Source organism: Ruegeria sp. HU-ET01832 (assembly GCF_040371315.1).
GTDB classification, from domain to species: Bacteria; Pseudomonadota; Alphaproteobacteria; order Rhodobacterales; family Rhodobacteraceae; genus Ruegeria; species Ruegeria lacuscaerulensis_A.
Map to the genome: position 1 here is coordinate 244,522 of NZ_BAABWL010000005.1, position 25,543 is coordinate 270,064.

At 58.1% G+C, this 25,543-nt stretch carries 27 protein-coding genes; 14 read left to right on the forward strand and 13 right to left on the reverse strand.

Translation table 11 applies throughout. The features are described from left to right. Positions 1–5: 5 nt before the first annotated feature. Positions 6–695, forward strand: coding sequence for a glutathione S-transferase N-terminal domain-containing protein (locus ABWV79_RS16240; RefSeq protein ID WP_353393221.1), 690 nt, complete (start codon positions 6–8; stop codon positions 693–695). A gap of 18 nt (positions 696–713) precedes the next feature. On the opposite strand, the gene ABWV79_RS16245 is transcribed toward ABWV79_RS16240, so the two are convergent. Both ABWV79_RS16245 and ABWV79_RS16250 read right to left on the reverse strand, forming a co-directional pair. Next, entirely contained in the window at positions 714–1,574 is an 861-nt protein-coding gene (locus tag ABWV79_RS16245; RefSeq protein ID WP_353393223.1) for a DUF2189 domain-containing protein, read from the reverse strand. 112 nt (positions 1,575–1,686) lie between these two features. After that, complete coding sequence (locus ABWV79_RS16250; RefSeq protein ID WP_234899408.1) at positions 1,687–2,061, reverse strand: OB-fold nucleic acid binding domain-containing protein; 375 nt, start codon at positions 2,059–2,061, stop codon at positions 1,687–1,689. Between the two features lie 127 nt (positions 2,062–2,188). On the opposite strand from ABWV79_RS16250, the gene ABWV79_RS16255 reads away from it, so the two are divergent. Together ABWV79_RS16255 and ABWV79_RS16260 are read left to right on the forward strand one after the other, a co-directional pair. Continuing rightward, a complete protein-coding gene (locus tag ABWV79_RS16255) occupies positions 2,189–2,512 on the forward strand; it encodes a 2Fe-2S iron-sulfur cluster-binding protein (protein WP_170383687.1) in 324 nt (107 codons plus the stop codon). Continuing rightward, positions 2,512–3,297: an FG-GAP repeat domain-containing protein gene (locus ABWV79_RS16260; RefSeq protein WP_353393225.1), complete on the forward strand. Its 786-nt coding sequence runs from the start codon at positions 2,512–2,514 to the stop codon at positions 3,295–3,297. The genes ABWV79_RS16255 and ABWV79_RS16260 overlap by 1 nt, the downstream gene beginning before the upstream one ends. Positions 3,298–3,403: 106 nt before the next feature. Here the strand turns inward: ABWV79_RS16260 and purD are convergent, their stop codons facing one another. Continuing rightward, on the reverse strand, positions 3,404–4,666 hold the full coding sequence (purD, locus tag ABWV79_RS16265; RefSeq protein WP_353393227.1) for a phosphoribosylamine--glycine ligase: 1,263 nt from the start codon (positions 4,664–4,666) through the stop codon (positions 3,404–3,406). A gap of 75 nt (positions 4,667–4,741) precedes the next feature. Between purD and xseA the strand changes: the two genes are divergently transcribed. Then, complete coding sequence (xseA, locus tag ABWV79_RS16270; protein ID WP_353393229.1) at positions 4,742–6,235, forward strand: exodeoxyribonuclease VII large subunit; 1,494 nt, start codon at positions 4,742–4,744, stop codon at positions 6,233–6,235. A 7-nt stretch (positions 6,236–6,242) separates the two neighbouring features. Here xseA and ABWV79_RS16275 read toward each other — a convergent pair whose 3' ends face one another. Beyond that, positions 6,243–6,638 (reverse strand): hypothetical protein, encoded by a 396-nt coding sequence (locus ABWV79_RS16275; protein WP_353393231.1) that lies wholly within the window; start codon positions 6,636–6,638, stop codon positions 6,243–6,245. Positions 6,639–6,771: 133 nt separating this feature from the next. Between ABWV79_RS16275 and ABWV79_RS16280 the strand changes: the two genes are divergently transcribed. From ABWV79_RS16280 to ABWV79_RS16300, 5 genes are all read left to right on the forward strand, one after another. Continuing rightward, positions 6,772–7,410 carry a lysoplasmalogenase family protein gene (locus ABWV79_RS16280; RefSeq protein WP_353393233.1) on the forward strand — a complete coding sequence of 213 codons (639 nt, stop codon included), beginning with the start codon at positions 6,772–6,774 and terminating at the stop codon, positions 7,408–7,410. A gap of 58 nt (positions 7,411–7,468) precedes the next feature. Continuing rightward, entirely contained in the window at positions 7,469–8,650 is a 1,182-nt protein-coding gene (ftsY, locus tag ABWV79_RS16285; protein WP_170352782.1) for a signal recognition particle-docking protein FtsY, read from the forward strand. Between the two features lie 87 nt (positions 8,651–8,737). Continuing rightward, positions 8,738–9,640, forward strand: coding sequence for an EamA family transporter (locus ABWV79_RS16290; protein WP_170352781.1), 903 nt, complete (start codon positions 8,738–8,740; stop codon positions 9,638–9,640). 16 nt (positions 9,641–9,656) lie between these two features. Beyond that, the gene (locus ABWV79_RS16295; RefSeq protein WP_353393236.1) at positions 9,657–10,277 is read left to right on the forward strand and encodes an inner membrane-spanning protein YciB; all 621 of its coding nucleotides are present in this window, start codon (positions 9,657–9,659) and stop codon (positions 10,275–10,277) included. Positions 10,278–10,397: 120 nt separating this feature from the next. Further along, positions 10,398–11,066, forward strand: coding sequence for a Crp/Fnr family transcriptional regulator (locus ABWV79_RS16300; RefSeq protein WP_353393238.1), 669 nt, complete (start codon positions 10,398–10,400; stop codon positions 11,064–11,066). Between the two features lie 230 nt (positions 11,067–11,296). On the opposite strand, the gene ABWV79_RS16305 is transcribed toward ABWV79_RS16300, so the two are convergent. From ABWV79_RS16305 to rpiA, 6 genes are all read right to left on the reverse strand, one after another. Beyond that, positions 11,297–12,787: a Do family serine endopeptidase gene (locus tag ABWV79_RS16305; RefSeq protein ID WP_502949867.1), complete on the reverse strand. Its 1,491-nt coding sequence runs from the start codon at positions 12,785–12,787 to the stop codon at positions 11,297–11,299. Positions 12,788–12,918: 131 nt separating this feature from the next. Next, positions 12,919–13,113 (reverse strand): DUF2065 domain-containing protein, encoded by a 195-nt coding sequence (locus tag ABWV79_RS16310; RefSeq protein ID WP_170352778.1) that lies wholly within the window; start codon positions 13,111–13,113, stop codon positions 12,919–12,921. Then, positions 13,113–13,991: a protease modulator HflC gene (gene hflC / locus ABWV79_RS16315; RefSeq protein ID WP_170352777.1), complete on the reverse strand. Its 879-nt coding sequence runs from the start codon at positions 13,989–13,991 to the stop codon at positions 13,113–13,115. Before hflC ends, ABWV79_RS16310 begins: the two co-directional genes overlap by 1 nt. Further along, a complete protein-coding gene (gene hflK / locus ABWV79_RS16320; RefSeq protein WP_170352776.1) occupies positions 13,991–15,136 on the reverse strand; it encodes an FtsH protease activity modulator HflK in 1,146 nt (381 codons plus the stop codon). Before hflK ends, hflC begins: the two co-directional genes overlap by 1 nt. Positions 15,137–15,208: 72 nt before the next feature. After that, a complete protein-coding gene (gene gor, locus ABWV79_RS16325; protein WP_170352775.1) occupies positions 15,209–16,567 on the reverse strand; it encodes a glutathione-disulfide reductase in 1,359 nt (452 codons plus the stop codon). A 101-nt stretch (positions 16,568–16,668) separates the two neighbouring features. Continuing rightward, positions 16,669–17,454 (reverse strand): ribose-5-phosphate isomerase RpiA, encoded by a 786-nt coding sequence (rpiA, locus tag ABWV79_RS16330; RefSeq protein ID WP_170750602.1) that lies wholly within the window; start codon positions 17,452–17,454, stop codon positions 16,669–16,671. Between the two features lie 166 nt (positions 17,455–17,620). On the opposite strand from rpiA, the gene ABWV79_RS16335 reads away from it, so the two are divergent. The 3 genes from ABWV79_RS16335 to ABWV79_RS16345 are packed head-to-tail and all read left to right on the forward strand — an operon-like array spanning position 17,621 to position 20,657. After that, on the forward strand, positions 17,621–18,322 hold the full coding sequence (locus tag ABWV79_RS16335) for a glutathione S-transferase family protein (protein ID WP_353393241.1): 702 nt from the start codon (positions 17,621–17,623) through the stop codon (positions 18,320–18,322). Between the two features lies 1 nt (position 18,323). Continuing rightward, on the forward strand, positions 18,324–19,697 hold the full coding sequence (locus ABWV79_RS16340; RefSeq protein ID WP_353393243.1) for an L-serine ammonia-lyase: 1,374 nt from the start codon (positions 18,324–18,326) through the stop codon (positions 19,695–19,697). Positions 19,698–19,742: 45 nt separating this feature from the next. Further along, complete coding sequence (locus tag ABWV79_RS16345; protein WP_353393245.1) at positions 19,743–20,657, forward strand: DMT family transporter; 915 nt, start codon at positions 19,743–19,745, stop codon at positions 20,655–20,657. Here the strand turns inward: ABWV79_RS16345 and ABWV79_RS16350 are convergent. Continuing rightward, a complete protein-coding gene (locus ABWV79_RS16350) occupies positions 20,602–21,279 on the reverse strand; it encodes a thiamine diphosphokinase (RefSeq protein WP_353393247.1) in 678 nt (225 codons plus the stop codon). The two genes, ABWV79_RS16345 and ABWV79_RS16350, sit on opposite strands and share 56 nt — an antisense overlap. A gap of 153 nt (positions 21,280–21,432) precedes the next feature. Here ABWV79_RS16350 and ABWV79_RS16355 point away from each other — a divergent pair, with 153 nt between their 5' ends. Both ABWV79_RS16355 and ABWV79_RS16360 read left to right on the forward strand, forming a co-directional pair. Then, complete coding sequence (locus ABWV79_RS16355; protein ID WP_353393249.1) at positions 21,433–23,130, forward strand: hypothetical protein; 1,698 nt, start codon at positions 21,433–21,435, stop codon at positions 23,128–23,130. Between the two features lie 185 nt (positions 23,131–23,315). After that, a complete protein-coding gene (locus ABWV79_RS16360; RefSeq protein ID WP_170750590.1) occupies positions 23,316–23,879 on the forward strand; it encodes a GNAT family N-acetyltransferase in 564 nt (187 codons plus the stop codon). A 7-nt stretch (positions 23,880–23,886) separates the two neighbouring features. Here ABWV79_RS16360 and ABWV79_RS16365 read toward each other — a convergent pair whose 3' ends face one another. Further along, complete coding sequence (locus tag ABWV79_RS16365; RefSeq protein WP_170352767.1) at positions 23,887–24,129, reverse strand: DUF2842 domain-containing protein; 243 nt, start codon at positions 24,127–24,129, stop codon at positions 23,887–23,889. Beyond that, entirely contained in the window at positions 24,129–25,424 is a 1,296-nt protein-coding gene (locus ABWV79_RS16370) for an adenylosuccinate synthase (protein WP_170750588.1), read from the reverse strand. The genes ABWV79_RS16365 and ABWV79_RS16370 overlap by 1 nt, the downstream gene beginning before the upstream one ends. Positions 25,425–25,543 lie beyond the last annotated feature (119 nt).

The window sequence follows — 25,543 nt, forward strand, 5'->3', positions numbered from 1 at the left end:
ACATTATGATCGATCTGTATTTCTGGCCGACGCCGAATGGCTGGAAGGCGTCCATAGCGCTGGAAGAAATGGGCCTGCCCTACACCACCCACCTGATCAATATCGGCAAAGGTGACCAGTTCGACCCAGAATTCCTGAAAATCGCGCCCAACAACCGGATGCCCGCCATCGTTGACCCCGACGGCCCGGATGGAAGGCCGATCTCGGTTTTCGAAAGCGGTGCCATCCTGATGTATCTGGCACGCAAGACAGGGCGGTTCTACGGCAAGACCGAGCGTGACCGGATCGCTGTTGAGGAATGGCTGATGTGGCAAATGGGCGGGGTCGGACCCATGGCCGGTCAGGCGCACCACTTTTTGAAATACGCCCCGCAACTGGACCCGCCACAAGACCTGCCCTATGCCAAGGATCGCTATCGCACCGAGGTTGGCCGGCTTTACGGCGTGCTCGACCGGCGGCTGGCCGAGAATGAATATGTCGCGGGCGATTTCTACTCCATTGCAGACATGTCGATCTGGGGCTGGGCCAGTCTGTGGGAAGGCCAGCAACAGGTGCTGGAGGACAAGCCACATTTCACCCGCTGGCTAGAAACCGTCAGTGCCCGCCCCGGTGTTCAGGCCGGTCGGGCGCTACATGCCGAATTGCGCGGGGACCATCGAGACAAGCAGTCGCAGAGCAATTTGTTCAAGCGGTAAATTAGGTCACAAGCCTTGCTAACCTGCGGATGATGCGTGGCTTGTACTGACAGCGGGCGAATTATCCGCCACCGGCGGGACGGCCCGCTGATACAGATGCCACGTCGTGTGCCCCAGAATCGGTAGTGTAAAAATCAGGCCCAAAAACGCCGGAACCAGCGACAGCAGCATCGTGACCGAGATGATCGCAGCCCAGCTCAGCATCACCACGGGGTTCTCGGTGACAACCCGGATTGATGTGAGCATGGCAGAGACGAAGTTGGTCTCGCGATCCAGCAGCATGGGCATGGCAACGACAGTTGTCGAGAACAGGACCGCTGACAGAAATGCCCCTATGGCCGTGCCGACAGCAAGAAACGTCCATCCCTGCGGAGTGAAAAATACGGTGTTCAGAAACCCGTCCAAGTCCGAAAAAGAGGCGTCCTGTAGGATAATCGCCAGCCATAGCCGAATCTGGTAAACCCACACCCAGAATATGAAAAGGGTAACAAAGGCCATCCAGCCCATCTCACGCTTTCGCTGATTGGCCATGACGGTCAAGATTTCAGACCACCCGAAGTCCTCTCTGTTTTGCAACCGGCGTGACATTTCGTACAGCCCAGCGGCCGCAAATGGTGCAATCAACGGAAAGCCGACAATGGCCGGAATGATCATCCAGATCTTGCCCAGCCAGACCATGACCCAAACCAGAAGAATTCCGAACACCGCATAGAACAGACCGAAAAAGCCGCTCATGACCGGGCGCGCCAGAAAGTCAGAGAAGCCAGCTTTTAACGAGGCGGTTATATCGTCGACAGTGATTGTATTGACGTCGGCCCTGTCCTGCTGCTGGGGCGTCAGGTCCTCTGGCGGTGTGGAATCTGCGGTTTTGGATGGCATGACACGTTCCTCCCAAAGCGTGGCGTGGTGGTCTGTCGGCGCGCCCAACATCTAATGATGAAATTGTGCATCAGCGCTGGCGTTTGGACAAGGCAGGAGTGTATGGCAGCGCCTAGGCTCCCTCCCCCCGTACCAACACGTCCAACATCCCCGAGATATCCTCGATCTCTTCCGCGATCACATGGGTCACGGAATGCGCCCGTTGCATCCGCCCTGTAACCCGCAACAACCGCCCCGAGATCACCGCGCGACGGAACGCCTCGTACATCGCGCGCCAGACCACCACGTTCACGATGCCGGTCTCGTCCTCAAGCGTCAGAAAGATCACGCCCTTGGCGGTTCCCGGTCTCTGCCGCAAGATCACCAGCCCGGCCACGGTCACACGGGCGTTATCGGGGGGATCGTCCAGCCGATTGGCTGGCAGGCAAGCGGGTGGGCGCGGCCAGTCTCGGTTTGGAACTGCACGGCGAACAGGGGCAACAAGCATGCGAACAAAGATAGAACATATCACAGGAATGTCCAGTCGCGGCATCCCGAGTCGCAAATGAGGGTGGAAAGACCTAAATGGCTTGACTAAGGAAGGTTTCGAACATCGTAAAAGGAAGACGCACGCAATGGCAAAGATCACCTATGTCGAGCATGGCGGTACCGAGCACACCGTCGAGGTCGCCAACGGACTGACCGTCATGGAAGGGGCCCGTGACAACAACATCCCCGGCATCGAGGCCGATTGCGGCGGCGCCTGCGCCTGCTCGACCTGCCATGTCTATATCCACCCTGATTGGGTCGAGAAAGTGCCCGCCAAAGACGACATGGAAGAGGACATGCTGGACTTTGCGTTTGAGCCCGACCCTGCCCGCTCGCGCCTGACCTGCCAGATCAAAGTGACGGATGAACTGGACGGTCTCGTCGTACAAATGCCGGAAAAACAGATCTGATGCGGTCCAAAGCGCCGCGTTTCCCCCCCCGCCTGTGGCAATGTCAGGTACGCGGCGCAATTCTAACGCTGGGCTTTTGGCTGGCGGGGGTAGACTTCGTCACCGCTGCCGAGACAATTACAGCTGCGCGTTATACTGAACCCACAACACGATATACGCATGGAGTTCTGGGCGACGATATCGAATATGGCGCACTGGAAATAACCGTCGAAAGCATAGACCCTAAAAAGCTTCAGAAAACGCCAAGAAACCCGGCGGTCCTAACCATCCGGCTCCCGCAGGACCGGGTCTTCGAAGACCTCGCCCCTCGTCTGGCCGATATCGATCTTGACGGATCAAACGAGGTCATCGTCGTTGAAACCAGCGTACACGAGGGCGCTCAACTCGCAATCTACAACGCGCGCGGGGACAAGATCGCCGCCACCCCCCACATCGGCGCGCGAAACCGCTGGCTCGCCCCGGCTGGAATTTGGGATCTGGACAATGACGGCCACATCGAAATCGCCTATATCGACCGCCCGCATCTGGCCAAAACCCTCCGCATCTGGCGCTACAAAGATCGCGAACTGAGCGAGATCGCAACCCTGCCCGGCCTGACCAACCATCAGATCGGCGACGCATTTATCGCCGGAGGCCTGCGCTACTGCACGACAGGCCCCAAACTGATCCTGGCCAGCGCCGACTGGTCCCGCATCATCAGCGTCTCCTACAATGGCGGCTGGCAAACCACCGACCTTGGCCCACTCAAACACCGCAGGGACCTGACCTCAGCCCCAAACTGCTGATCCGCCCTTCATCTGGCCCAAAATACCTTGGGGGTGAGGCCGAAAGGCCGAGGGGGCAAAGCCCCCTTCCGCAAAAAATCAAGACGGGCGCAGCCCGGCAATCAGATCACAAAGCCCGCCAGCCGATATCGCGACGGAAGAACCCTCCGGGCCAGTCAATCCCGTCAACCATCGCATAAGCCCGGTTGCGCGCGTCCTGCAGTGTCTCGCCCCGAGCAGTGACGTTCAGAACCCGACCACCCGACGCAAATACTTGCCCGTCTGCCGCCTTGGTCCCGGCATGAAAAACCATGTTCTTGCTGTCCTCGGGCAACACGTCCAGACCGCCAATCACACTGCCCTTCTCGTAAGAACCGGGATAGCCATTGGCCGCCATCACAACGGTCAGCGCGTGATCGTCGGCCCAATTCACCTGCGCCTCGCCTAAACGGCCCTCGGCTGCGGCATGCATCAGATCCATCGCCTGCGCGCCCAGGCGCATCATCAGCACCTGACATTCAGGATCGCCGAAGCGCACATTGTATTCCACCAGTCGCGGCTGCCCGTCCTTGATCATCAAACCCGCATAGAGAACCCCCTGAAACGGCATCCCGCGCTTTTTCATCTCGGCCACGGTCGGCTTGATGATCTCTTCCATCGCGCGAGCCTCGATGTCGGCGCTCAGGATCGGGGCCGGAGAATACGCCCCCATCCCGCCCGTGTTTAGCCCGGTATCGCCCTCACCCACGCGCTTATGATCCTGCGCGGTACCAACGGACAGGATATCCTCTCCATCACACAACACGAAAAGCGAAGCCTCCTCGCCCTCCATGAATTCCTCGATCACCACCTCGGCCCCGGCCCCGCCAAAAACCCCACCAAACATGTCGTCGATGGCCTCCAGCGCGGTCGCCTCGTCCATCGCCACGATCACGCCCTTGCCGGCGGCCAGACCATCGGCCTTGACCACAATAGGCGCGCCCTGTTCGCGGATATAGGCCTTGGCAGGCTCGGCTTCAGTAAAACGCCCATAGGCGGCGGTCGGCGCACCCGAGGCGTCGCAGATTTCCTTGGTAAAGCTCTTGGATGCCTCCAACTGCGCCGCATCAGCTGAGGGGCCAAAGACCAGCACACCCGCTTCGCGCAGGCGGTCTGCTACACCAGCGGCCAGCGGGGCCTCGGGGCCGACAATCACGAAATCAATCGCGTTTTCCTCGGCAAAGCTGACAACCGCGCCGCCATTTTCAATATCCAGCGCCGCGCACTCGGCGATCTGCGCGATCCCGGAATTACCTGGTGCCACAATCAGACGGTCACATTTGGGGTTCTGCATCACCGCCCAGGCCAGGCTGTGTTCGCGCCCACCGCTTCCGAGAATGAGGATATTCATGACTGCTCTCCGATCTGCTTGGCCTCGCCTTCCGCGCGTTCTAAGCTGGGTGGGCATTTGACACAAGGCGCTGAAATGTCCGACCTGCTTGACGACCCCATTCCCGGCCAAAACACCCCGGAATATACAGTTTCTGACATCTCGGGTGAGGTGAAACGCACGCTGGAAGGCACGTTCGGCCGAATCCGTGTACGCGGCGAGGTCGGGCGCGTGTTCAAGGCGCGCTCGGGCCATCTGTACTATGATATCAAGGATGACCGGAACGTGCTGGCTTGCACCACGTGGAAGGGTCAGATCTCGGGCCTGTCCGTGGTGCCCGAAGAAGGGCTTGAGGTCGTCGTAACCGGGCGTCTCACCGCGTTTGGCGCGCAATCGAAATACAACCTGAATGTCGATGAGGTCGCCGTCGCAGGCCAAGGCGCACTGATGGCGCTGCTGGAAAAGCGCAAGAAACAGCTTGAGGCTGAAGGGTTGTTCGCACCCGAGCGTAAGAAACCCCTGCCCTACCTACCGCAGATCATCGGCGTAGTGACATCACCATCTGGCGCAGTGATCCGCGATATCCTGCACCGCCTGCGCGATCGGTTCCCGCGCAAGGTGCTGATCTGGCCTGTCGCCGTGCAAGGATCGAACTGCGCGCCCGAGGTCGCCAACGCGATCAACGGTTTCAACCAACTCTCGCCCGGAGGTGCGCTGCCCCGCCCTGACCTGATCATCGTCGCCCGCGGCGGCGGGTCGATCGAAGACCTGTGGGGTTTCAACGAAGAAGCGGTCGCACGCGCGGCGGCGGCCTCGGAGATCCCGCTGATCTCGGCTGTGGGGCATGAAACTGATACAACGCTGATCGACTTCGTCTCGGACCGTCGCGCCCCCACACCCACTGCAGCCGCCGAACTGGCCGTGCCCGTTCGAATGGAGCTACTGGCCTGGACCGGCGAGCAAGGCGCGCGCCTGTCCCGCGCCGCGACCGATGCCGTGCAACGCCGCAGCCAACGTCTGCGCGACTTGTCCCGCGCCCTGCCGCGCCCGGACAGCCTGTTGAACTCTCCGCGCCAACGACTTGATTTGATTGCAGATCGCTTAACCCCAGCGCTGGAGCGCGGCGTGCAAAACCGCCAGTTGCAAGTGGTGCGGCTCTCTGCCCATCTGCGGCCCTCAACCCTGCGCAATCTTGTAAGCAGCCGACAAGAGGCGGTGCGCAACCTGTCCTCGCGCCTGTCACTGCGCCCCATCCAGCGCGAGATCGAGGTGCAGCGCCAAACTCTCTCGAGGTTAAGCGAACGGATGAGCGCGGCCCACACCCTGCGTTTGGACCGGATGCGGCAACAGCTAGAGGCCACGGACCGTCTGCGCGAAACGCTCAGCTACAAGGCGACGTTGCAACGTGGTTACGCCGTGGTACGAGCCGACGATCAAGTTATAACCACGAAGAAACAGGCTGCAAAACACGACGCGTTAGAGATTGAATTTGCCGATGGCATGCTCAACACAGGGCAGTCTAAGGCGCCGCGACCTGCACCAAAAAAATCGCCTAAAAAAGACGCACCGGATCAAGGCTCATTGTTTTAAGTGACACTTAAACTCCGACCTCTGGCCCGAGGCATATCATCTCTTCGTCGATGTCCTCGGCCTCATACAATTCGGTCTGGTCGGGATTTCCTTCAAATTGAGCAATCAACCCAGCGCCAGACCGGGTAAAGCGCCAGCATTGTGGATCAAGCCTGTCTTCATAGAGGAAACAGATCTGATCCTCCTGCTCATACCAGACGCCCTCTTTGCAGTCGCCATCCAAATAGGACCAAATCACCCGACGGTTCGGCAGGTACCGTTCGACACCATAAACCTCGCCCTGAAACCCGTAAAACAGGGTTTTACCGCGCGTATAGTCATCGAACTCGGACCCGGACAGGGCCGTCTGGGCACCCACCGCCTGCGCGGAAAGGGCTAAAAGAATCACGATGTGTCTCAGCATGCAGTCATTCTGTCAGAAGCCGGAAGACAAGGCCAATTACCATTGCGTCAGGCCGCCCTGCCCTGACGTAACCCGTTGAATTGACCGCGTGATCATGGCGTTCTGATTTGACCACCAACCCGGAGACCAACGCGTGACCACTGTTCTGCTGATTTTCGCTTCCGCCTGTGCGATGGCTTACATGCCAATGGCCCCAAAACCTGTCAGCACGGCGAGAACGATTTTTAAGACCGCTTCAGTTGGCACACTGGCCGTCATTGCGGTTTTCAGCGGTGCGCCGTTGCTCTTGTCGATGGCACTTGCCCTTTGCGCAATCGGGGATGCGTTACTGTCTCGCGAAACGGACCAGACCTTCATGGCCGGTATCGGAGCGTTTGCCGCCGGGCATCTGGCCTATATTGCGTTGTTTCTCACGCATCCGTCCAGCGACCCGGGCCTGATTTTGGACCGACCTGCCATCTTCTGGTCGTTGATCGTTTTGGGTATTATTGCCGCCACGTTGCTGACCCCGCGCGCAGGTGACCTGAAAGGCCCGGTGCTTGCCTATATCCCGATCATTTTGGGGATGGGGATCGCGGTTTTGTCCCTACCGGATACAGACGCGCTGTGGTTGGCCCTGCCCGCTGCCCTTGCCTTCATCGCCTCAGACCTGATCCTGGCCACCGAGAAATTCCTTTTGCCCCCTAATCATCCATCTCGGAAACTTACACCCTATCCGATTTGGATATTGTACTGGGGGGCGCAGGTAGGGTTACTGCTGGCGTTTGCCTGACCCTTTGCAACCGCTGCGAATCCGCATTAGGTGAGGGGAACACCTGCGGAGACCAAAAATGGCGTTTTTCTCAAAGCTAAAGAACAAGCTTTTCAAATCCTCGTCCCGCCTTGAACAGGGGCTGGACGCAATCGTCGAGGATGGCGGCGAGGAAACAACAACCCCGGACCCGATCATACCAGAGCCCGAACCGCAGCCTGAACCTGTTCCGGAAGTACCTCAACCAACGCCGGAACCAGTACCCGCGCCACAACCAACACCCGCCCCTGTACCCACGCCGCAGCCGGTCGAAACGCCCGACCCGTCGCCTGCCGATCCACAACCCGCGCCACCCCCTCCTGAAGCTACGTCTTCCAAAGGCGTACTGGGGCGTCTGTTTGGCCGAAGTGAGCCAAAGACCGTTGTCCGCCGTGCGCTGGATGACGACATGCTGGAACAGCTCGAGGAACTGCTGATCGCCTCGGATATGGGCGTCGACACTGCCCTGCGCGTAACCTCGAACATGGCCGAGGGGCGGTACGGTCGCAAACTCTCGACGCAAGAAATCAAACAGCTTCTGGCGCAAGAAGTCGCCCGCGTCATGGAGCCGGTGGCAAAACCCCTTCCTATTTACCCAAAACGCCCGCAGGTGGTGCTGGTCGTGGGCGTTAACGGATCCGGCAAGACCACAACCATCGGCAAGCTCGCAAGCCAGTTCAAAACCGCCGGGAAAAAGGTCGTCATTGCCGCCGGAGACACCTTCCGCGCTGCCGCAGTTGAACAGCTGCAGGTCTGGGGGGATCGCGCCGGAGTGCCGGTCCTGACTGCTCCGGAAGGCTCGGACCCTGCTTCTCTTGCCTTCGACGCACTCACCAAAGCACAAGAGGAAGGCGCGGATCTTCTGATGATCGACACGGCAGGTCGTTTGCAAAACCGCACAGACCTAATGGAAGAACTCGCCAAAATCGTCCGTGTCATCCGCAAGGTCGACGAAACCGCTCCGCATAACACCCTTTTGGTACTGGACGCCACCACCGGGCAAAACGCACTCAGCCAAGTTGAAACCTTCCGCAAGCTGGCGGATGTGTCGGGGCTTGTGATGACGAAACTCGACGGAACGGCCAAGGGCGGGGTTTTGGTCGCGCTGGCCGACAAGTTCGGTCTTCCGATCCACGCAATCGGAGTTGGTGAACAGATCGACGACCTCGCGCCTTTCGATCCCGAAGAGTTTGCCGCAGCTCTGACTGGGCTGGAAAACTGATCCGCCCCTTCATCTGGCTAAAAATATCCTTCGGGGGTCCGGGGGTGGAAAACCCCCGGCCTCACCACCCGTGAAAGAGCACTTGTATTGAGCGACTGGCTGATATCACTGGAAGGCACCGAAGCAGGTCACCAGTTGGCACTGGCGCTGGCGCTTATGGCTGCCTTTCTGCACGCAGCCTTCGGAGCGTTACAAAAGGGACGCCACGACCCCTGGATGTCGCGCGGGGCCATCGACGCCTGCTATTGCCTGATGGCTGCCCCCTTTGCGCTTTTTGTCGTGCCCTGGCCTGAACCCTACATGTGGCCCATCTTTGCCGTCGTGTGGGTGATCCATATCTTGTACAAAACGCTGCAGGCGTTGGCCTATACCAAGGGATCGTACACGGTCGTTTATCCTGTGGTACGTGGCACCGGCCCACTGTTCACCGTCATCGGCGCTTATCTTTTGTTCGGTGAAACCTTCACCGGAACCCAATGGTTCGGAGTCGCCGTCCTTCTTGCCGGTATCTTCGGTCTGGCCGCCTACAACTTCAAATTTCTCGAAACAAATCGTGAGACGTTGGGCATTGCCCTTGCATTGGCCATCGCGACGGGGCTGTTCGTGGCGCTGTATACAACCTATGACGCCTATGGCATCCGCGCCACGGCGGATCCTTTCACGTTTCTGGCGTGGTTCTTCATGATCGACGGGGCTGCGATGCCATTCTACGCATTTCTCAGATGGCGGGCCATGATCCATCGTCCGGCTCTTGGACCTTTGATGCTGCGCGGACTCGCCGGAGGTATCATCGCGCCGCTGTCTTTTGGCTCGATCATGCTGGCCACCCGATTGGACAAGGTCGGCGAAGCCGCTGTGCTGCGTGAAACCTCAACAGTATTTGCTGCACTGATCGGTTGGTTGATCCTCAAAGAAACCGTTGGCCCCAGACGGATTGCGTTGATGGCATTGATTGCACTTGGCGCCGTAATAGTTGAAATGGGCGGGTAAGAAGCAGGAATCCGTGATGACAGGCAAAAAAGAGATCAACCCTTTCCTGAAACAGGCGCTGGAGCTTGGGCCTCCGCTGGCCTTTTTTTTCATCTACCTGCGTCTGCGCGACGACAGCTTTGAATACGCGGGAACCGAATACTCGGGGTTCATCGTGGCCACCATTATCTTTGTCCCGCTTATGTTAGGGGCAATGGCTGTTCTTTGGGTACTGACCGGGAAACTCAGCCGAATGCAGATATTCACCGCGTTCATGGTGATCTTCTTCGGTGGCTTGACGGCCTGGTTCAACGACGAGCGGTTTTTCAAAATGAAAACCACGCTGGTCTATGGGTTCTTCTCCGCGATCCTTGGCATAGGCCTGCTGCAGGGCAAATCCTATTTGGCCTATGTGCTGGACGAGATGCTGCCGATGCGGCACGAAGGTTGGATGATACTGACCCGCCGTCTGTGCGGGTGCTTCGCAGTTCTTGCTGTGGCGAATGAACTGGTGTGGCGCACCCTATCGACTGATCTATGGGTGAAAATCGAAACCTTCGCGTTTCCAATCGCGCTGATGGCGTTTTTAATGCTGCAATTCAGCATGTTGCAGACGTATATGGAAGAACCCGACCAAAATGAAAATCAGGACGGCTGAAGGTTCAGAAGGTCACGGACGTCGCTCCGATATAAAATAAGTACACAAAAACCTTGGCTAAAGGCGTTTGCTGTGAAAAGTTGTGGGACCACTCACAATCCCTCGGGTTAAACCACCAATATGACGCCCTTTCCAAACACCGGCTTTCTGGCCGAGGCATCTGACCGGCTGAGAACCATGCTATCGGCTCAGGCGACCGAGATCTCCTTGACCCAAGGAGATGTACTTTTTGAACAGGGGGACGAGGGCGACGCTCTCTATGCGATCCTTGAAGGAACGCTTGGAGTCTCCTTTCTGGCGATGAGCGGCCGCAAGCTGTCTCTGACCCTTATGAAACCCGGAGAAGTGTTTGGTGAGATCGGCCTGTTCGACAACGGCCCACGCACCGCCACCATTGCCGCTGCCGAGCCGTCTCGGGTTCTTCGCGTCCGACGCAAGGACGTCATGAACCAGATTCGTCAGCACCCCGACCTTGCCGTTGATATGATCAGGCTGGCCGGATTGCGGATGCGTTGGATGGGCTCTCAGTTGAACGAACAGGTCTTTTTGCCGATGCCGATCCGTCTGGCACGCAAATTGCTGCACCTGTCTGACCTGCAAGGCGACGCAAGCAATCGCATCACTCTGTCGCAAAGCGAACTGGCTGAATTCGTCGGCGCAACGCGAGAGGCGGTGTCAAAGACGATCTCGACCTGGAAGCGGGACAAAGTGGTCGAGGCATCGCGCGGCGGCCTTAAGATCCACGACTTTGACGCGCTGCGGGAACTTGCAGATTCTGATTTGATCTGACGGGCTGTGACCTGCTTCACATACTCTCCCAGTCGTTAAGACTATCTTACTAACTGTTACCGTAGGAGGTCAGAGAATCATCCCCGATATCTGTCCACTGACCTCTCCCTGTATCAGAGCCACGTGCCTTCCCCGGCGCGTGGCTCTTTCTATTGGCCAGACTTAAAAAAGCGCGAAAAACAAAAGGCCAGAGCATCTGCTCCGGCCTTCCACTGTTTTTTGCAAGTTGATTACTGTTCCAGACTCAGCGCGACAAAGCGAGGGTCTCCGCCGCGACGTACCAGCAGAAGCAACGATTTGCGCCCTGCTTCGCCTGCTTCCACCATGCGCGTTTCGAAATCTTCGATCGATGTCACTTTTTGCTGCCCGGCCTCAGTGATTAGGTCACCAGCGCGCAAACCTTTGGCATAGGCTTCCGACGCTTCATCAACTTCGGTCACCACAAGACCTTCGGCCTCTGCATCCAAGGCCAAATCTGACCGTAGCTCATCCGTCAGTGGTGAGATGGTCAGGCCCAGAATATCGGCGTTTTCTTCAACCGGCGCTTCGGGCGCATCTTCTTCATTGCTCTCAGACCGCTCAGCGTCTTCGCGGCGGCCCAACGTCACCAGAACGGTCTGCGTTCCGCCGTCGCGATGCACCACAACACGGACTGCTTTGCCAACTGTGGTCTCTCCTACCTGACGGACCAGACCACGGGTATCTTCGACCTCGACCCCATCAAAGCTGAGGATCACGTCGCCTGCCAGCAGCCCGGCGTCCTTGGCTGGACCATCAGGCACGTCACTGATCAGCGCGCCGCCCGGTTTGTCCAGACCCATCGCCTCGGCCATATCCTCAGTCACGTCCTGAATGCGCACGCCCAGCCAACCACGGCGCGTTTCACCGAACTCGCGCAGCTGGTCCACGACCTTGATCACGACGTTTGACGCCATCGAAAAACCAATCCCGATCGAGCCGCCATTGGGCGAAAGGATCGCTGTGTTCACTCCGATGACCTCGCCCTCCATGTTGAAAAGCGGACCGCCCGAGTTACCCCGGTTGATTGCGGCATCCGTCTGAATGTAGTCATCATACGATCCGCTGAGCGCCCGGTTGCGCGCAGATACGATACCGGCCGAGACCGAGAATCCCTGACCCAACGGATTACCCATTGCAATCACCCAATCGCCCACGCGGGCCACATCGCTGTCACCGAACTGCACATATTGCAGCGGCCCCGACGCCTCGACCTTAAGAAGCGCGATATCGGTTTTCTCATCGGTGCCAATCACTTTGGCGGGCAGCTCTTTTACAGGCTGGCCATCGCCGGGGAAGAACTCGATTAGGATTTCATCGGCTTCTGCGATGACGTGATTGTTGGTTACGATGAACCCATCTTCAGAAATCACAAATCCCGAGCCCAGCGCATTACTGCGGCGCGGGGCGTTCTGACCATTATTCCCGCGGTCCTGAAATTCGCGGAAAAAATCCTCAAACGGAGACCCTTCGGGTACGATCCCCTGAGGACCGGATTGGCCTTCGATCAGAGTTGACGTTGTGATGTTGACCACCGCCGGGCTGATCTTTTCGGCCAGAGGAGCAAGGCTTTCGCCCCGTGCCTGCGCGGCGACGGTCTGCGCCAGCACCAACAGCATCCCGACAAAGGCCAACCACATCAGCCGCGTGAAACCAACAACCTCGTCCCGCCGGACGGAAATACTGCGCGCTTGTGCCTGCACTTGGGAACTCCTTGTCGTCAACTCTAACTGGATCGCCCTTAGGCGTTCCTCCTTGGCAACCAATGTAGTCGGTTTGGCCAAGCCCGCAACTGAGGATCGCGGAGAAATCACCGGCAAGTGAAAACCCTGTGTTAAAACCCGACCTGATGCGCGCCCCACAGCAGCACCAATCCACTGACCACACAAAGCAGCCCCGCCAGTCGCCGTGCTTGTTCGGGCAGCGCACGCAGCGCCTCGAGCATACGCTCAATAAGCGAAGGGGCCAGCGCATAGGCCAGCCCCTCGACAATCAACACCAGCCCGAAGGCCAGAAGGATCATGCCCATTACCGACCGCCTTGGCCGGAAGGCGACTTCAGATAGTTAAAGAACTCAGAGTCCGGACTCAGAACTAACGAGCTGTTGCCCCCCTGCAGCGCCTGTTCATAGGCCGACAGGGAACGGTAGAACTCAAAGAACTCAGGATCCGCACCATAGGCTTCGGCAAAGATCGCGTTGCGTTCGGCGTCGGCTTCACCACGAATGATCTCGGCCTCTCGGTTTGCATCCGAGACCAGTTCAACCACAGTACGATCAGCCTGCGCCCGCACACGCTGCGCCGCCTCGTTACCACGGGCGCGCTCATCGGTGGCCTCACGTTCCCGCTCGGCTTTCATCCGGTCAAAGGTCGCCTGAAGGTTGGCCTGCGGCAGATCTGTAGCTTTCAGACGTACGTCGATAACAGTCACACCCAGCGCGCGTGCTTCGGCAATCGCGCTGTTGCGAATGCGCAGCATCAGTGCGGCCCGGTCCGAACTAAGAATATCGCGGGACGACACCGAACCCAGAACCTCACGGGTCTCGGCACGAAGGATGCTATCCAGACGATTCTCGGCAACCGGGATGCCACCGGTACCAACAGCCTGACGGAACTGGTTCAGGTCCGCGATCCGGTACCGAGCAAAGGCATCGACCACCAGACGTCGATCATCCAGAGGCGTGACCTCAAGCGGTTGTACGTCGATCGACAGAATGCGGTCGTCATAGCGCACGACCTCATCAAAGATCGGCAGTTTAAAGGCAAGACCTGGCGTTTCCTTGACATCGACAACTCGGCCAAACCGCAGAACCAGAGCACGTTCGCGCTCATCGACGATAAAGATCGAAGACAATCCAAGGACGCCGATAATTACAAGGATGATGAGGATAATGGGTGATTTACGCATCAGTTGCTCTCCTGCCCAGAGTTGCGGCGCAGTTCGTTCAACGGCAGGTAAGGTACAACCCCCTGCCCCGAACCGGTCGAGTTCTCATCAAGGATGATCTTGTCGACATCTCCCAAAACCTGCTCCATCCGTTCCAGATACAGGCGCTTGCGCGTCACTTCAGGTGCCTTGCTGTATTCTTCCAGAACCGCGCTGAAACGGCTGGCCTCACCCTGTGCGCTGTTGATCTGTTGAGCGCGATACGCCTCGGCCTGTTCCAGAACCTGCGCGGCCTCACCACGGGCTTCCGCCAAAACTTGGTTGGCATAGGCGTCAGCAACGTTCTGCAATCGATCCCGCTCTTGCGCGGCAGCCTGAACGTCACGGAAGGCGGCGATCACGTCTTGCGGCGGGTCGGCTTTGTCAAAGTTCACACGGATGATGTTTACGCCCGAATCGTAGCTGTCCATCGTGGACTGGATCAACTCTTGCAGGCGTTCACCGATGATACCACGATCCCGGTTCAGGATCGGCGCCAGCTCGCTTTGAGCAATAATCTCACGCATCGCCGATTCCGACACAGCCTGGATGGTTTGGCGCGGATCACGCAGGTTGAACAGGTATTTTGCCGGATCGTTGATGTTCCAGACAACCTGATAGTCGATGTCTACCACGTTTTCGTCACCGGTCAGCATAAGACCATCATCGCTACCGCGTGCACCGCCCATATCCTCGGTCTGTTCGCGCGTAACCGGGATGACTTCGGCAGTTACAAAGGGCCACGGGGCAAAGTTAAGACCAGGATTCCCGACAGAGGAGAACTCGCCCAGGAAAAGCTCTACCGACTGCTCTTCTGGTTTCACTGTGTAAAAACTTGCAGCCGCCCATAGTCCGGCCGCGACCAGCGCGCCAATTGCTATGGTCCCTTTGGTAAAGATGGGACCGCCGCCCCCGCTGCCCTGACCATTGCCGCCACGGCCCGAGCCACCACGACCGCCCATCAGAACGCGCAGTTGCTCTTGCCCTTTTTTCATCAGCTCGTCGATCTCGGGGATCTGCGGGCCATCGCCTTCGGGCGGGCGTTGCCCGTTCCCGTTGTTACCCCGATTTCCTCCGCCGCCAGAAGAGCCTCCGCCCCCCCAGGGGCCACCGCTGTTGCCCGCCATGTGTATCTATTCCCTTGTGTTGGACCGTGTGATCACGGGTTCCCTTGTAACTTGTGTGCGCGCGGTTGCAAATCAAGCAGTGCGCACAGGTTGCCGCATTGTCACCAGCTCTTCGGCCATGACTGGGTGAACCGCAACCGTCCGATCAAAATCTTCCTTGGTCGCGCCCATTTTTACGGCGATTCCGGCCAGCTGGATCATTTCACCTGCGCCGGGGGCGACAATGTGACAGCCCAGAACCTTGCGTGTCGCCTGAGACACGATCAGCTTCATCAGTACCCTCTGAGTACCACCTGCAAACGCCTTTTGCATTGGCTTGAACGAAGTAGCATACACCTCGATCGGCTCCTGCGCGGCGGCATCTTCCTCGCTCAGGCCCACAGTGCCCATTTCGGGCTGGGTGAAAATGGCGGTGGGGATGAGGTCATGATCCACGGGCGTGGGGTTGCCCTTGAACACCGTTTCCACAAAAGCCATGCCCTCGCGGATCGCAACCGGGGTCAGGTTTACACGATCAGTCACATCCCCAATGGCATAAATCGAGGGCACGCCGGTCTGGCTGTATTCATCAACGATGATCTCACCCTTACGGCCACGCTCAACACCTACGGCCTCAAGCCCCAGGTTATCTGCATTGGGCGCACGACCGGTGGCGTACATGACCACGTCGAACTGATCCTCGGTGCCGTCGGTGGCCTTGACGCGGATCTTGTCGCCCTCTTTCGTCATCTCAAGCACATTGGTGCCCAGACGCACGTCGATGCCGTTCTGGCGCATCTCTTCACAGATCAGACCGCGCGCCTCTTCGTCAAAGCCGCGCAGGATCTGCGCGCCGCGATAGAACTGAGTCGTTTTCACGCCCAACCCGTTCATGATCCCGGCAAATTCGCTGGCGATATAACCGCCGCCAACGATCAGAATGCTTTCGGGCAGTTTCGGCAGGTGGAAAATCTCGTTCGAGGTGATCGCCAACTCTGACCCGGGGAAGTCCGGCACAACCGGGCGACCGCCGGTGGCGATCAGGATGTGCTTGGCGGTCTTGCGAGTACCGTCGGCCAGTTCGACCGTATGCGCATCAACGATATGTGCGCGCTGGTCAAAGCTTTCGACGCCGTTGTTTTTCAGGATATTACGGTAGATACCTTCCAGCCGGTCCAGTTCCGTCACCAGCTTGCCGTGGAACGTATCCCAGTCAAACCCGCCGGGCTGGATATCCCAACCATAGGCCTGCGCGTCACCGACCATGCCCGAAAACTCGCTGGCGAAGACCATCAGCTTTTTGGGCACACAGCCCCGAATGACACAGGTGCCGCCATAGCGATCTTCTTCGGCCAAGGCCACTTTGGCCCCGTTTTCGCCCGCCGCCACACGCGCTGCGCGGACCCCGCCCGAGCCGCCTCCGATGACGAAAAGATCATAGTCAAAGCTCATCCTGAGTTCCTTTTTGTCAGGCCAAAATTCGTTGAGTATCTGGGGTCGAATACCGCACTGCCAACCCTTGGTCGCCCAAAAAATCTATCACCGGGCCAAGTTTAGTCCGCTATATCCAAAAATAGGTTCTCGCTGTTGTCTGGCGAATGCTCGGTCTCGACCGTTCCTTCATTGATATCCCGGATTTCTACTCGACCATTTCCATGCCCGATTACAACCTTGTCGCAGATATCAATAAACAACCCGTTCTCGACGACGCCCGGCACCTGGTTCAGAACCAACGCCAACTGTCGGGCGTTTCCGATACGTTGCAGGTGCAGATCAAGGATATGGTTGCCTTCATCTGTAACAAACGGAGCTTCACCATTGAGACGCAGGGTCGTCGAGGTTCCAAGGACGTCCATCGTGTCCAAAACCTCCTCCACCAAAGTTCGGGTCGTTTGCCAGCCGAAGGGGATAACTTCCAAGGGCAAAGGAAAAGCGCCCAGCGTTTCGACCTGTTTGCCCGCATCCGCGATAACCACCATCTGATCGCTGGCGGTCGCCACGATCTTTTCCTGCAAATGCGCGCCACCGCCGCCTTTTATGAGATTGAGTTCCCGATCAAACTCATCGGCACCGTCGATCGTCATATCCAGCCATCCGGCCTGATCCAGCGAGACAACCTCGATCCCGACCTCGCGCGCCAGTTGGGCTGTCCGGGTCGAAGTTGGAACGCCTTTGATCTTCAACCCCTCTTTTTGCACCCTGTCGCCCAACCGGCGGACCATCCATTCAGCTGTCGACCCGGTGCCCAACCCAACCCGCATGCCGTCCTGAACCATGTCGGCTGCACGGCGCGCGGCGACGTATTTTGCCGTGTCGATGGGTGACATCCCTACGGTCATTGCAGCATCCCCCTGTTTTGCTGCCGAAACTTATACGGAAGGACTGCACCGACTGCGAGACCGAATCCGCCAATTCCTCAGCGAACCAACACCAAACTACGCGTTTCCTATGGGAAACGTCGCAATCGAGACTTTCGGGAATTGATGTACGGTATAGATAGGTTTCATGGACACGCGATATCGCCTTCACTACGCCCCTGACAACGCCTCGCTGGTGATCCGGCTGGTGCTGGAGGAGATGCGCCTGCCCTACGATACCGTATTGGTTGACCGCGCCCGAAATCAGCAAGCTAGCAGCGCGTATCTTGCGCTTAATCCCAACGGTTTGATCCCTGTTCTTGAAACGCCCCAAGGGCCGGTTTTTGAAACCGCCGCCATTCTGCTATGGTTAACTGACACACACAAGCAGATGGCCCCCGTCCCCGACAGTCCGGACCGCGCCGCATTTCTGAAATGGCTATTCTTCGCTTCGAACACCTTGCATGCCGACATGCGGATTCTGTTCTACGCGGACAAGTACATCGATGCCGTTCAGGCCGAAACACTGCGCGAAGGCATCCGCCCTCGCCTGCGCCATCACCTGAAATTGCTTGAATCCGTGGCCGCAGACGCGCCCCAGTGGTTTCGGGCAGACGCACCATCTGCTTTGACCTATTACATTGCGTGTATGATGAGATGGATGGCGCTGTATCCTACGGGCTCGGATCACAGTTGGTACCAACTGGCAGATACCCCGCACCTGCAAAACATCCTGATGAATTTGGAAACCCGCCCTGCAACGGGCGCCGCAATCGCGGCCGAGGGGTTGGGGGTCACACCCTTTACCTCACCCACATACGCTAACCCTCCGGAAGGCTCTGCTATCTGATATGTTCCTGTCTGTCTTCGATATGTTCAAAGTGGGCATCGGCCCGTCTTCGTCGCACACAATGGGGCCGATGGTCGCCGCTGCGCGGTTTCTAGACCAGATGCGGGCGTCCCCCTTCGAATTTACGGGGCTGCGTGGGTCTTTGCATGGTTCGCTGGCGTTCACCGGCGTCGGACACGCAACTGACCGGGCAACCATTCTGGGCCTCGCTGGATTTGTACCCGATACCTACGACCACGACATGGCCGAGGCTGCGCTGGCCGAGATCCATGAGACGCACAGCGTTTCTCCCGAGGGGCTGCCCACGCTTGAGTTCAATCCCAAGACTGACTTGGTCTTTGACTATGAACATCACCTTTCGGGCCATGCAAACGGCATGATCCTTATGGCCACAGATGCACAAGGCGACGTCATCCTGCGCCAGGTCTTCTACTCGATCGGTGGCGGCTTTGTTCTGACCGAAGAAGAACTGGCCGAGGGCAAAGCGACAGACGAAGGTGCTCCTGTGCCCTTCCCGTTCAAGTCGGCGGTCGAGATGCTGGACATGGCCAAGACCAGCGGCAAGAGCATCGCCGAAATGAAGCGCGCCAACGAAATCTCGCGCGGCTGTGCAGACAGTTTTGCCAAAGGCACTGCGCGGCTGTGGCAAGTGATGAATGATTGCATCGAGCGCGGCCTGACCACCGACGGCATTTTGCCCGGCGGTCTTCATGTGCGTCGCCGGGCCAAGGGTATCCACGATGCGCTGCAGGCCGAACGCGGCATGAACCTGAACGCGCCTCATACAATCAACGATTGGATGAGCGTTTACGCCATGGCCGTGAACGAGGAAAACGCCGCCGGAGGTCAGGTGGTCACCGCCCCAACCAACGGCGCTGCCGGTGTTCTGCCTGCCGTATTGCGGTATTACCTGGACCACGTGCCAGGCGCCTCGGAAAGCCGTATCGAAGACTTTCTTCTGACTGCTGCGGCCATCGGAGGGCTGGTTAAGTTCAACGCTTCGATTTCTGGGGCTGAAGCCGGATGCCAGGCCGAGGTGGGCAGCGCGTCTGCCATGGCCGCTGCAGGGTTGTGCGCGGTTATGGGCGGAACGCCCGAACAGGTAGAAAACGCCGCCGAGATCGCACTGGAGCACCATTTGGGCATGACCTGTGACCCGGTTGCAGGATTGGTGCAGGTGCCGTGCATCGAACGCAACGGGCTTGGGGCGATCAAGGCCGTCTCGGCAGCTTCACTGGCGCTGCGCGGGGATGGTCATCACTTTGTGCCCTTGGATGCGGTGATCGAGACCATGCGCCAAACCGGCCATGACATGCACGAGAAATATAAAGAGACTTCGTTGGGCGGTCTTGCTGTGAACGTACCGAACTGCTGACGCTTCGGCTTTCATCGGCCGTTTAAACGGCTTAGCGTAATCGATATGACAGTCGATCGCCCCGTTCTTGGCATCATGCTGATGCTTGGCTTTTGCATCCTCGCCCCCGCAGGCGACGCGATGGCCAAACTGCTGGGCGAGACAACACCGGTCGCGATGCTGGTCTTCGTCCGGTTTGCCGTTCAGGCGTTGGTGCTGGCACCTCTGGTTGCGTTGACTGGACGTGCTTGGAAGATGCAAGGCCGCGCGCTGCGGCTGACGGTTGTGCGGACAATTCTGCACATCATCGGCATCAGCGCGATGTTTACGTCTCTGCAATACCTGCCTTTGGCGGACGCGGTTGCCATTGTCTTTGTTATGCCTTTCATCATGCTTTTGCTGGGTAAATACGTGCTGGGAGAGGAAGTGGGCCTGCGCCGCCTGATCGCGTGTATCGTAGGTTTCATTGGTACTTTGCTGGTCATCCAGCCAAGCTTTGCGCAAGTCGGCGCAGCGGCTTTACTACCGCTTGTGGTTGCCGTTGTTTTCGCCTTGTTCATGCTGGTCACCCGGCAAATCGCCAAACAGACCGATCCGATTTCCCTGCAAGCGGTGTCTGGCGTAATGGCCTCGGCAATCATGTTACCGTTTCTTCTGATCGGAACCGCCGCGGGTGCATGGGAACTGTCTTTGATCGCACCGACCGGCAACACGTATGTGTTGCTTTGGGCCATTGGACTGCTGGGTACGGTGGCACATCTGTTCATGACGTGGTCACTGCGCTATGCGCCCTCGGCCACACTTGCCCCAATGCAATATCTTGAGATACCGGTGGCCACCCTGTTCGGCTGGTTTATCTTCCGTGACCTGCCCAACGGCATCGCCGCCGTTGGCATCTCCATAACGATCGCTTCGGGGCTTTACGTCATTCTAAGAGAGCGGGCCAGCGCCCGGTCTGCCCCGACAGAAACGCCCGCATGACCTGATCCAAAGCGTCGCGCGGCAACATCACAAGCATACCCGGCCCGTCCATCTGCAACTCCACATCAGACACCGCACGATTGGACGTCCCAATCTGCCCATTCGGAGCAAACTGCAAACCGTCTATGGGCCATTCCAACCCCTGACTCCGCCCCGTTACATGCCGAAATGGAAACAATGAAACCACATCGCCCGATCCTAAATTGAGCGAGATCTGAGGCGGCGCATGAAATACGACTTCATGCGATCCAATCAAGATACAAGGCCGATCTTGCCTAACAGACAGAGTGTTAAGCACCGCTAGCTGATGATCCAGTCGCCCTCCCAGAAAGCCGACGCCCAGCGCCAATGGCGTATCTATGCTGCGCAGGGCCTTATCGAAATCCGTGCTATCCTGTTCACAAATCCGAAACAGTCGATCTGGTGGAATCTGAGCCTCTGCAACGGCCTCAAGCGAATCAAAATCCCCAACTACGGCATCGGGAACCAGTCCATATCGCATCAAATGATTTGCCCCACCGTCAGCAGCGACGACGCATTTGGCGCGAATCAGCGTCTGATTCAGATCCTCCGGCCCGATTTGTCCACCGCCGACCAACAAAACTGGCTCGTTTGTACGCACAATCGGTATATTTTTTCCTAGATTGATCATTTTTCCCGGATTTGGACACATTGAGACCACAAAATGATAGGTTCATGGGCATAGTTCTGGGTCAACAGCTATACCTTCTGACGGGTGGGTTGGCTCTCGTAGTTTGTAAAGGACGTGCGTCTGATGGTACAGAATAACAAGGTATTGACCGTTTCCTACGGCACCTTCTCATGCACATTGGAAGGCTTCGACGACTCTTTCGAGACGATGAAGGCGATTGCAGAGTACTTCCGCGATCTGGCTGCGGAAGATCGCTATTTCGGATCGGAGCCCCCTCAGCCGGATGCGGAAATGCTGGCGCGTATTGCGCAGCGTGATGCCGCGCGGCGGATCGAAGCCAGCCATGACGATCACGGGCTTGTATTACGCTCGACAGATCAGCCCGCGCCCGCACCCATCGCTTCTGCCCCGCTCCCAACGCCCACGGCACAGGCGCAAGAACCAACTTTGCCCGAAACTGACCCGTCATCAAATGCAGAACCACTCGCAGCAGACAGTATTGCTGCCAAGCTTCAGCGCATTCGGGCCGTGGTTTCTCATACCGACGAAAACACAGTCATCTACGCCGAGGACGAAGAAACGTCGCTGATGAATGCCGATGCCGGCCCCAGCGACGCTGTCGCGGCCGCGTTTGCGGCTGGAACCCTAAGCTCTTCGGATTTCGAAGAAGAGGTTCAAGACACCCCGAATCTTGAGACGGAAGCCCCTGATTTTCAAGGTGCCGATTTCGAGGAAACCCTGGAGGAACCCAAACAGGAAGAGCCCACCGCTTTCCAACAAGAACCGGCCTTCGGAGACCATGCGGAACCAGATCAGAAACCTGCGATGGATGAACCCGCGAGGGTGAACGAACCGCCCGTAGCGCAGGAACCGCTGGAGGCACAAGAAGAGACCGAACTAGCCGTCGGATTCGAACAAACTGATCTTCAGGACGAACCGTCCTCTCAAGACAATGCGCCTGAGGAAGACGAAGAAATCGTGAACATCCTCAGTGATTACGCCATGGATGACGAGGCCGCGACCGAGGATGAGGATGAAGACGAAGAGGTACTTCCCGAAGGTTTCCTGACGGCAAACGACGAAGAAGACCTACTGAGCGAGATTTCGAACGTTGAAGAGTTCCTGGCACGGCGCGCTGCAGACTCTGGCGCGGACGTATCCGGCATGGACCAGGACGTGTCGCGGTTGATGGACAAAGCCGACGTCCAAATGGACGACCCCGCAGCCAGCGACCAGCGCGAGACCTATTCGCATTTGCGCGCTGCCGTCGCGGCCACTGAGGCCGAACGCAGTGGCAAAGCACCTGAAAGAACTCTGGCGGACTCCGATGAGGACGAGTACCGGGATATGACCTCGTCCATTAGCCCCCGCCGCCCTGAGGTTGAAGTAACAACCACGCGTCCGCAGCCCGAGGCACTGGCCCCACTGAAACTGGTCGCTGAACAGCGCGTTGATACGCAACCATCATCTGACGACCCTGTAACCCCACGCCGCGTCCGAGCGCAGGAACAAGACAACGCGACCGAAGAAGGCGGATTTGCTCTTTATGCTCAGGAACAGGGTGCCCAATCCCTGCCGGACCTTCTAGAGGCCGCGGCGTCCTACTTGTCCTTTGTCGAAGGTCAGGAGCAATTCTCGCGTCCGCAGCTTATGAACAAAATTCGCTCATTGAAGCAGGATGAGTTCAATCGAGAAGAGAGCCTACGCTCGTTTGGACAGCTTTTGCGCGACGGCAAAATCGAAAAAGCCGGGGGTGGTCGGTTCGCGGCCTCTACTCAGATCGGGTTCCGACCCGATGATGACGAGCGCGCTGCGGGCTGACTGCCAGTAAACACCCAGATGAAAGAGGTCCGAGTTTTCTCGGGCCTCTTTTTTATGCCTTTTCCAATCCTCGGCGGATTAATGCGGGAATGACGAAACGTCAGCTATGCTGCAACGCAGAAAAGTGATAGTGTCGAAACTGTAGAAACTAGTCCTATAGACACTGTTCAAGCAGAGGCTAAGCCATGTATGAACTACCAATTCGACGACTAAGAATTTACGACACGCCGAAAGTTACAAGCCATTTCAACAGCCTGGACACCGATGCACTAGCGTCGCGATTTGGTGCTCCGGTTAGCCGCACCTTCCTGGACGCTTACCTAAGCCGGATCTTTGATGACGGTGCTTTGGTATACGGTGCGTTTCCCGATTCCTGTTTGCGCGGCGTTGGGGAATTGCGAACCGTACCAGACCGCCAAAATCAAGTGGCTGAGCTAGCCTTTACCGTAGAAACCGCCTGGCAGGACCGAGGCATCGGCGACGCGCTTTTATCCCGGATCATTGCCGCCGCCCGAAATCGCGGGTTTCGCGAAGTTCACATGATGTGTTTGGCGACCAACCAAAGAATGCGCCGCTTGGCGTCTAAACACAAAGCCGATCTGAAACTGGTCACGGGTCAGGTCGAGGCGACCCTGACCCCCCCATGGCCCACGCCTTTCAGCCTGGTCGAAGAAATCTCGGGCGAATACCACGCCCTCGCTCGGGCCATCCTGACTTGGCCCAGAATTGAGGTCAGGGGCGGCCGTTAGAACCGCCCTACTCAGACGGATTATCAGGATCCTCTTTTCCGACGCCCTTAAATACGAATTTGAATGGCAACGCCCAAAGAATACCGAGCACCACGTAGATCAGGAATTCCAGCCAAATCGGTGGGCGGTCCAACCAGTTGACCACAGTCACAACTGCGACGATGTACAGTGGCAATCCAACCAGCAAAAGCACTAGCGACCACCGCCTCCGGGCTTTATAGCTGAGGCCGGTTTTCTCGTTATCGCTCATCAGTCGGCAAACGGGTCGGTCACCAGAATGGTGTCATCCCGCTCCGGGCTGGTGGACAAAAGGGCAACCGGGCATTCGATCAGTTCTTCGACCCGACGCACATATTTGATTGCGTTGGCCGGCAGGTCGGCCCAGCTGCGCGCGCCTTCGGTGGATTCGCTCCAACCCGGCATTTCTTCGTAAATCGGTGTGCAGCGTGCCTGCTGATCCGCGGCAGTGGGTAGATAGTCCAGACGTTCGCCATCCAGATCGTAGCCGACGCAGATTTTCAGCGTCTCGAACCCGTCCAGAACATCCAGCTTGGTCAGCGAGATTCCGTTCACACCGCTGGTCGCGCAGGTCTGGCGGACCAGACAGGCGTCAAACCAGCCGCACCGGCGCTTACGTCCGGTGGTGGTGCCGAACTCATGTCCACGCTCACCCAGACGCTGCCCATCTGCGTCGTCCAACTCGGTCGGGAACGGACCCTCGCCCACGCGGGTTGTATAGGCCTTCACGATGCCCAGAACAAAGTCGATCGAACCCGGGCCGATACCAACACCCGTGGCGGCCTGCCCTGCAATCACGTTGGAAGAGGTCACAAACGGATAGGTGCCAAAGTCGATATCCAGCAGGGCTCCCTGCGCACCTTCGAACAGAATGCGCTTACCGGCTTTGCGCTTTTCATTCAGCACCTTCCAGACCGGAGCCGCAAAGGGCAGGATTTCCGCCGCGATCTCTTTCAACTGCGCAATCAGCGCGTCGCGGTCCACAGGTTCGATACCCAAACCTTTGCGCAACGGGTCATGATGCTGTAGCGCACGATCTACTCGGGCTTCCAGCGTCGCCTCATCGGCCAGATCTGCAACACGGACAGAGCGGCGACCCACCTTGTCTTCATAGGCCGGGCCGATACCGCGGCCGGTGGTGCCGATCTTGGTACCTTTGCTGGCGGCTTCTTCGCGCGCCCGGTCCAGCTCGCCATGAATCGGCAGGATCAGCGGGGTATTCTCGGCAATCATCAGAGTGTCGGGCGAAATCTCGACACCTTGCGCGCGAATGGTGCCAATTTCCTTGAGCAGATGCCACGGGTCCAGCACCACGCCATTACCGATCACGCTCAGCTTGCCGCCCCGCACAACGCCCGATGGCAGCGCGTGCAGCTTATAGACCTCGCCTTCGATGACTAGAGTATGCCCGGCATTGTGCCCGCCCTGAAAACGCGCGATCACGTCTGCCCGCTCGCTGAGCCAGTCGACGATCTTGCCTTTTCCTTCGTCACCCCACTGGGCGCCGACAACAACCACATTGGCCATACCCGGTCCTTTTGCGCTGAATTATCAAACCTCGCTCGTATAGCGAGGAGAACGCGGCAGGGAAACCGATAATTCGCCGCAGTTTTGAACCGCGCTGCGCGCGCTGCCTCCGGCGGAGG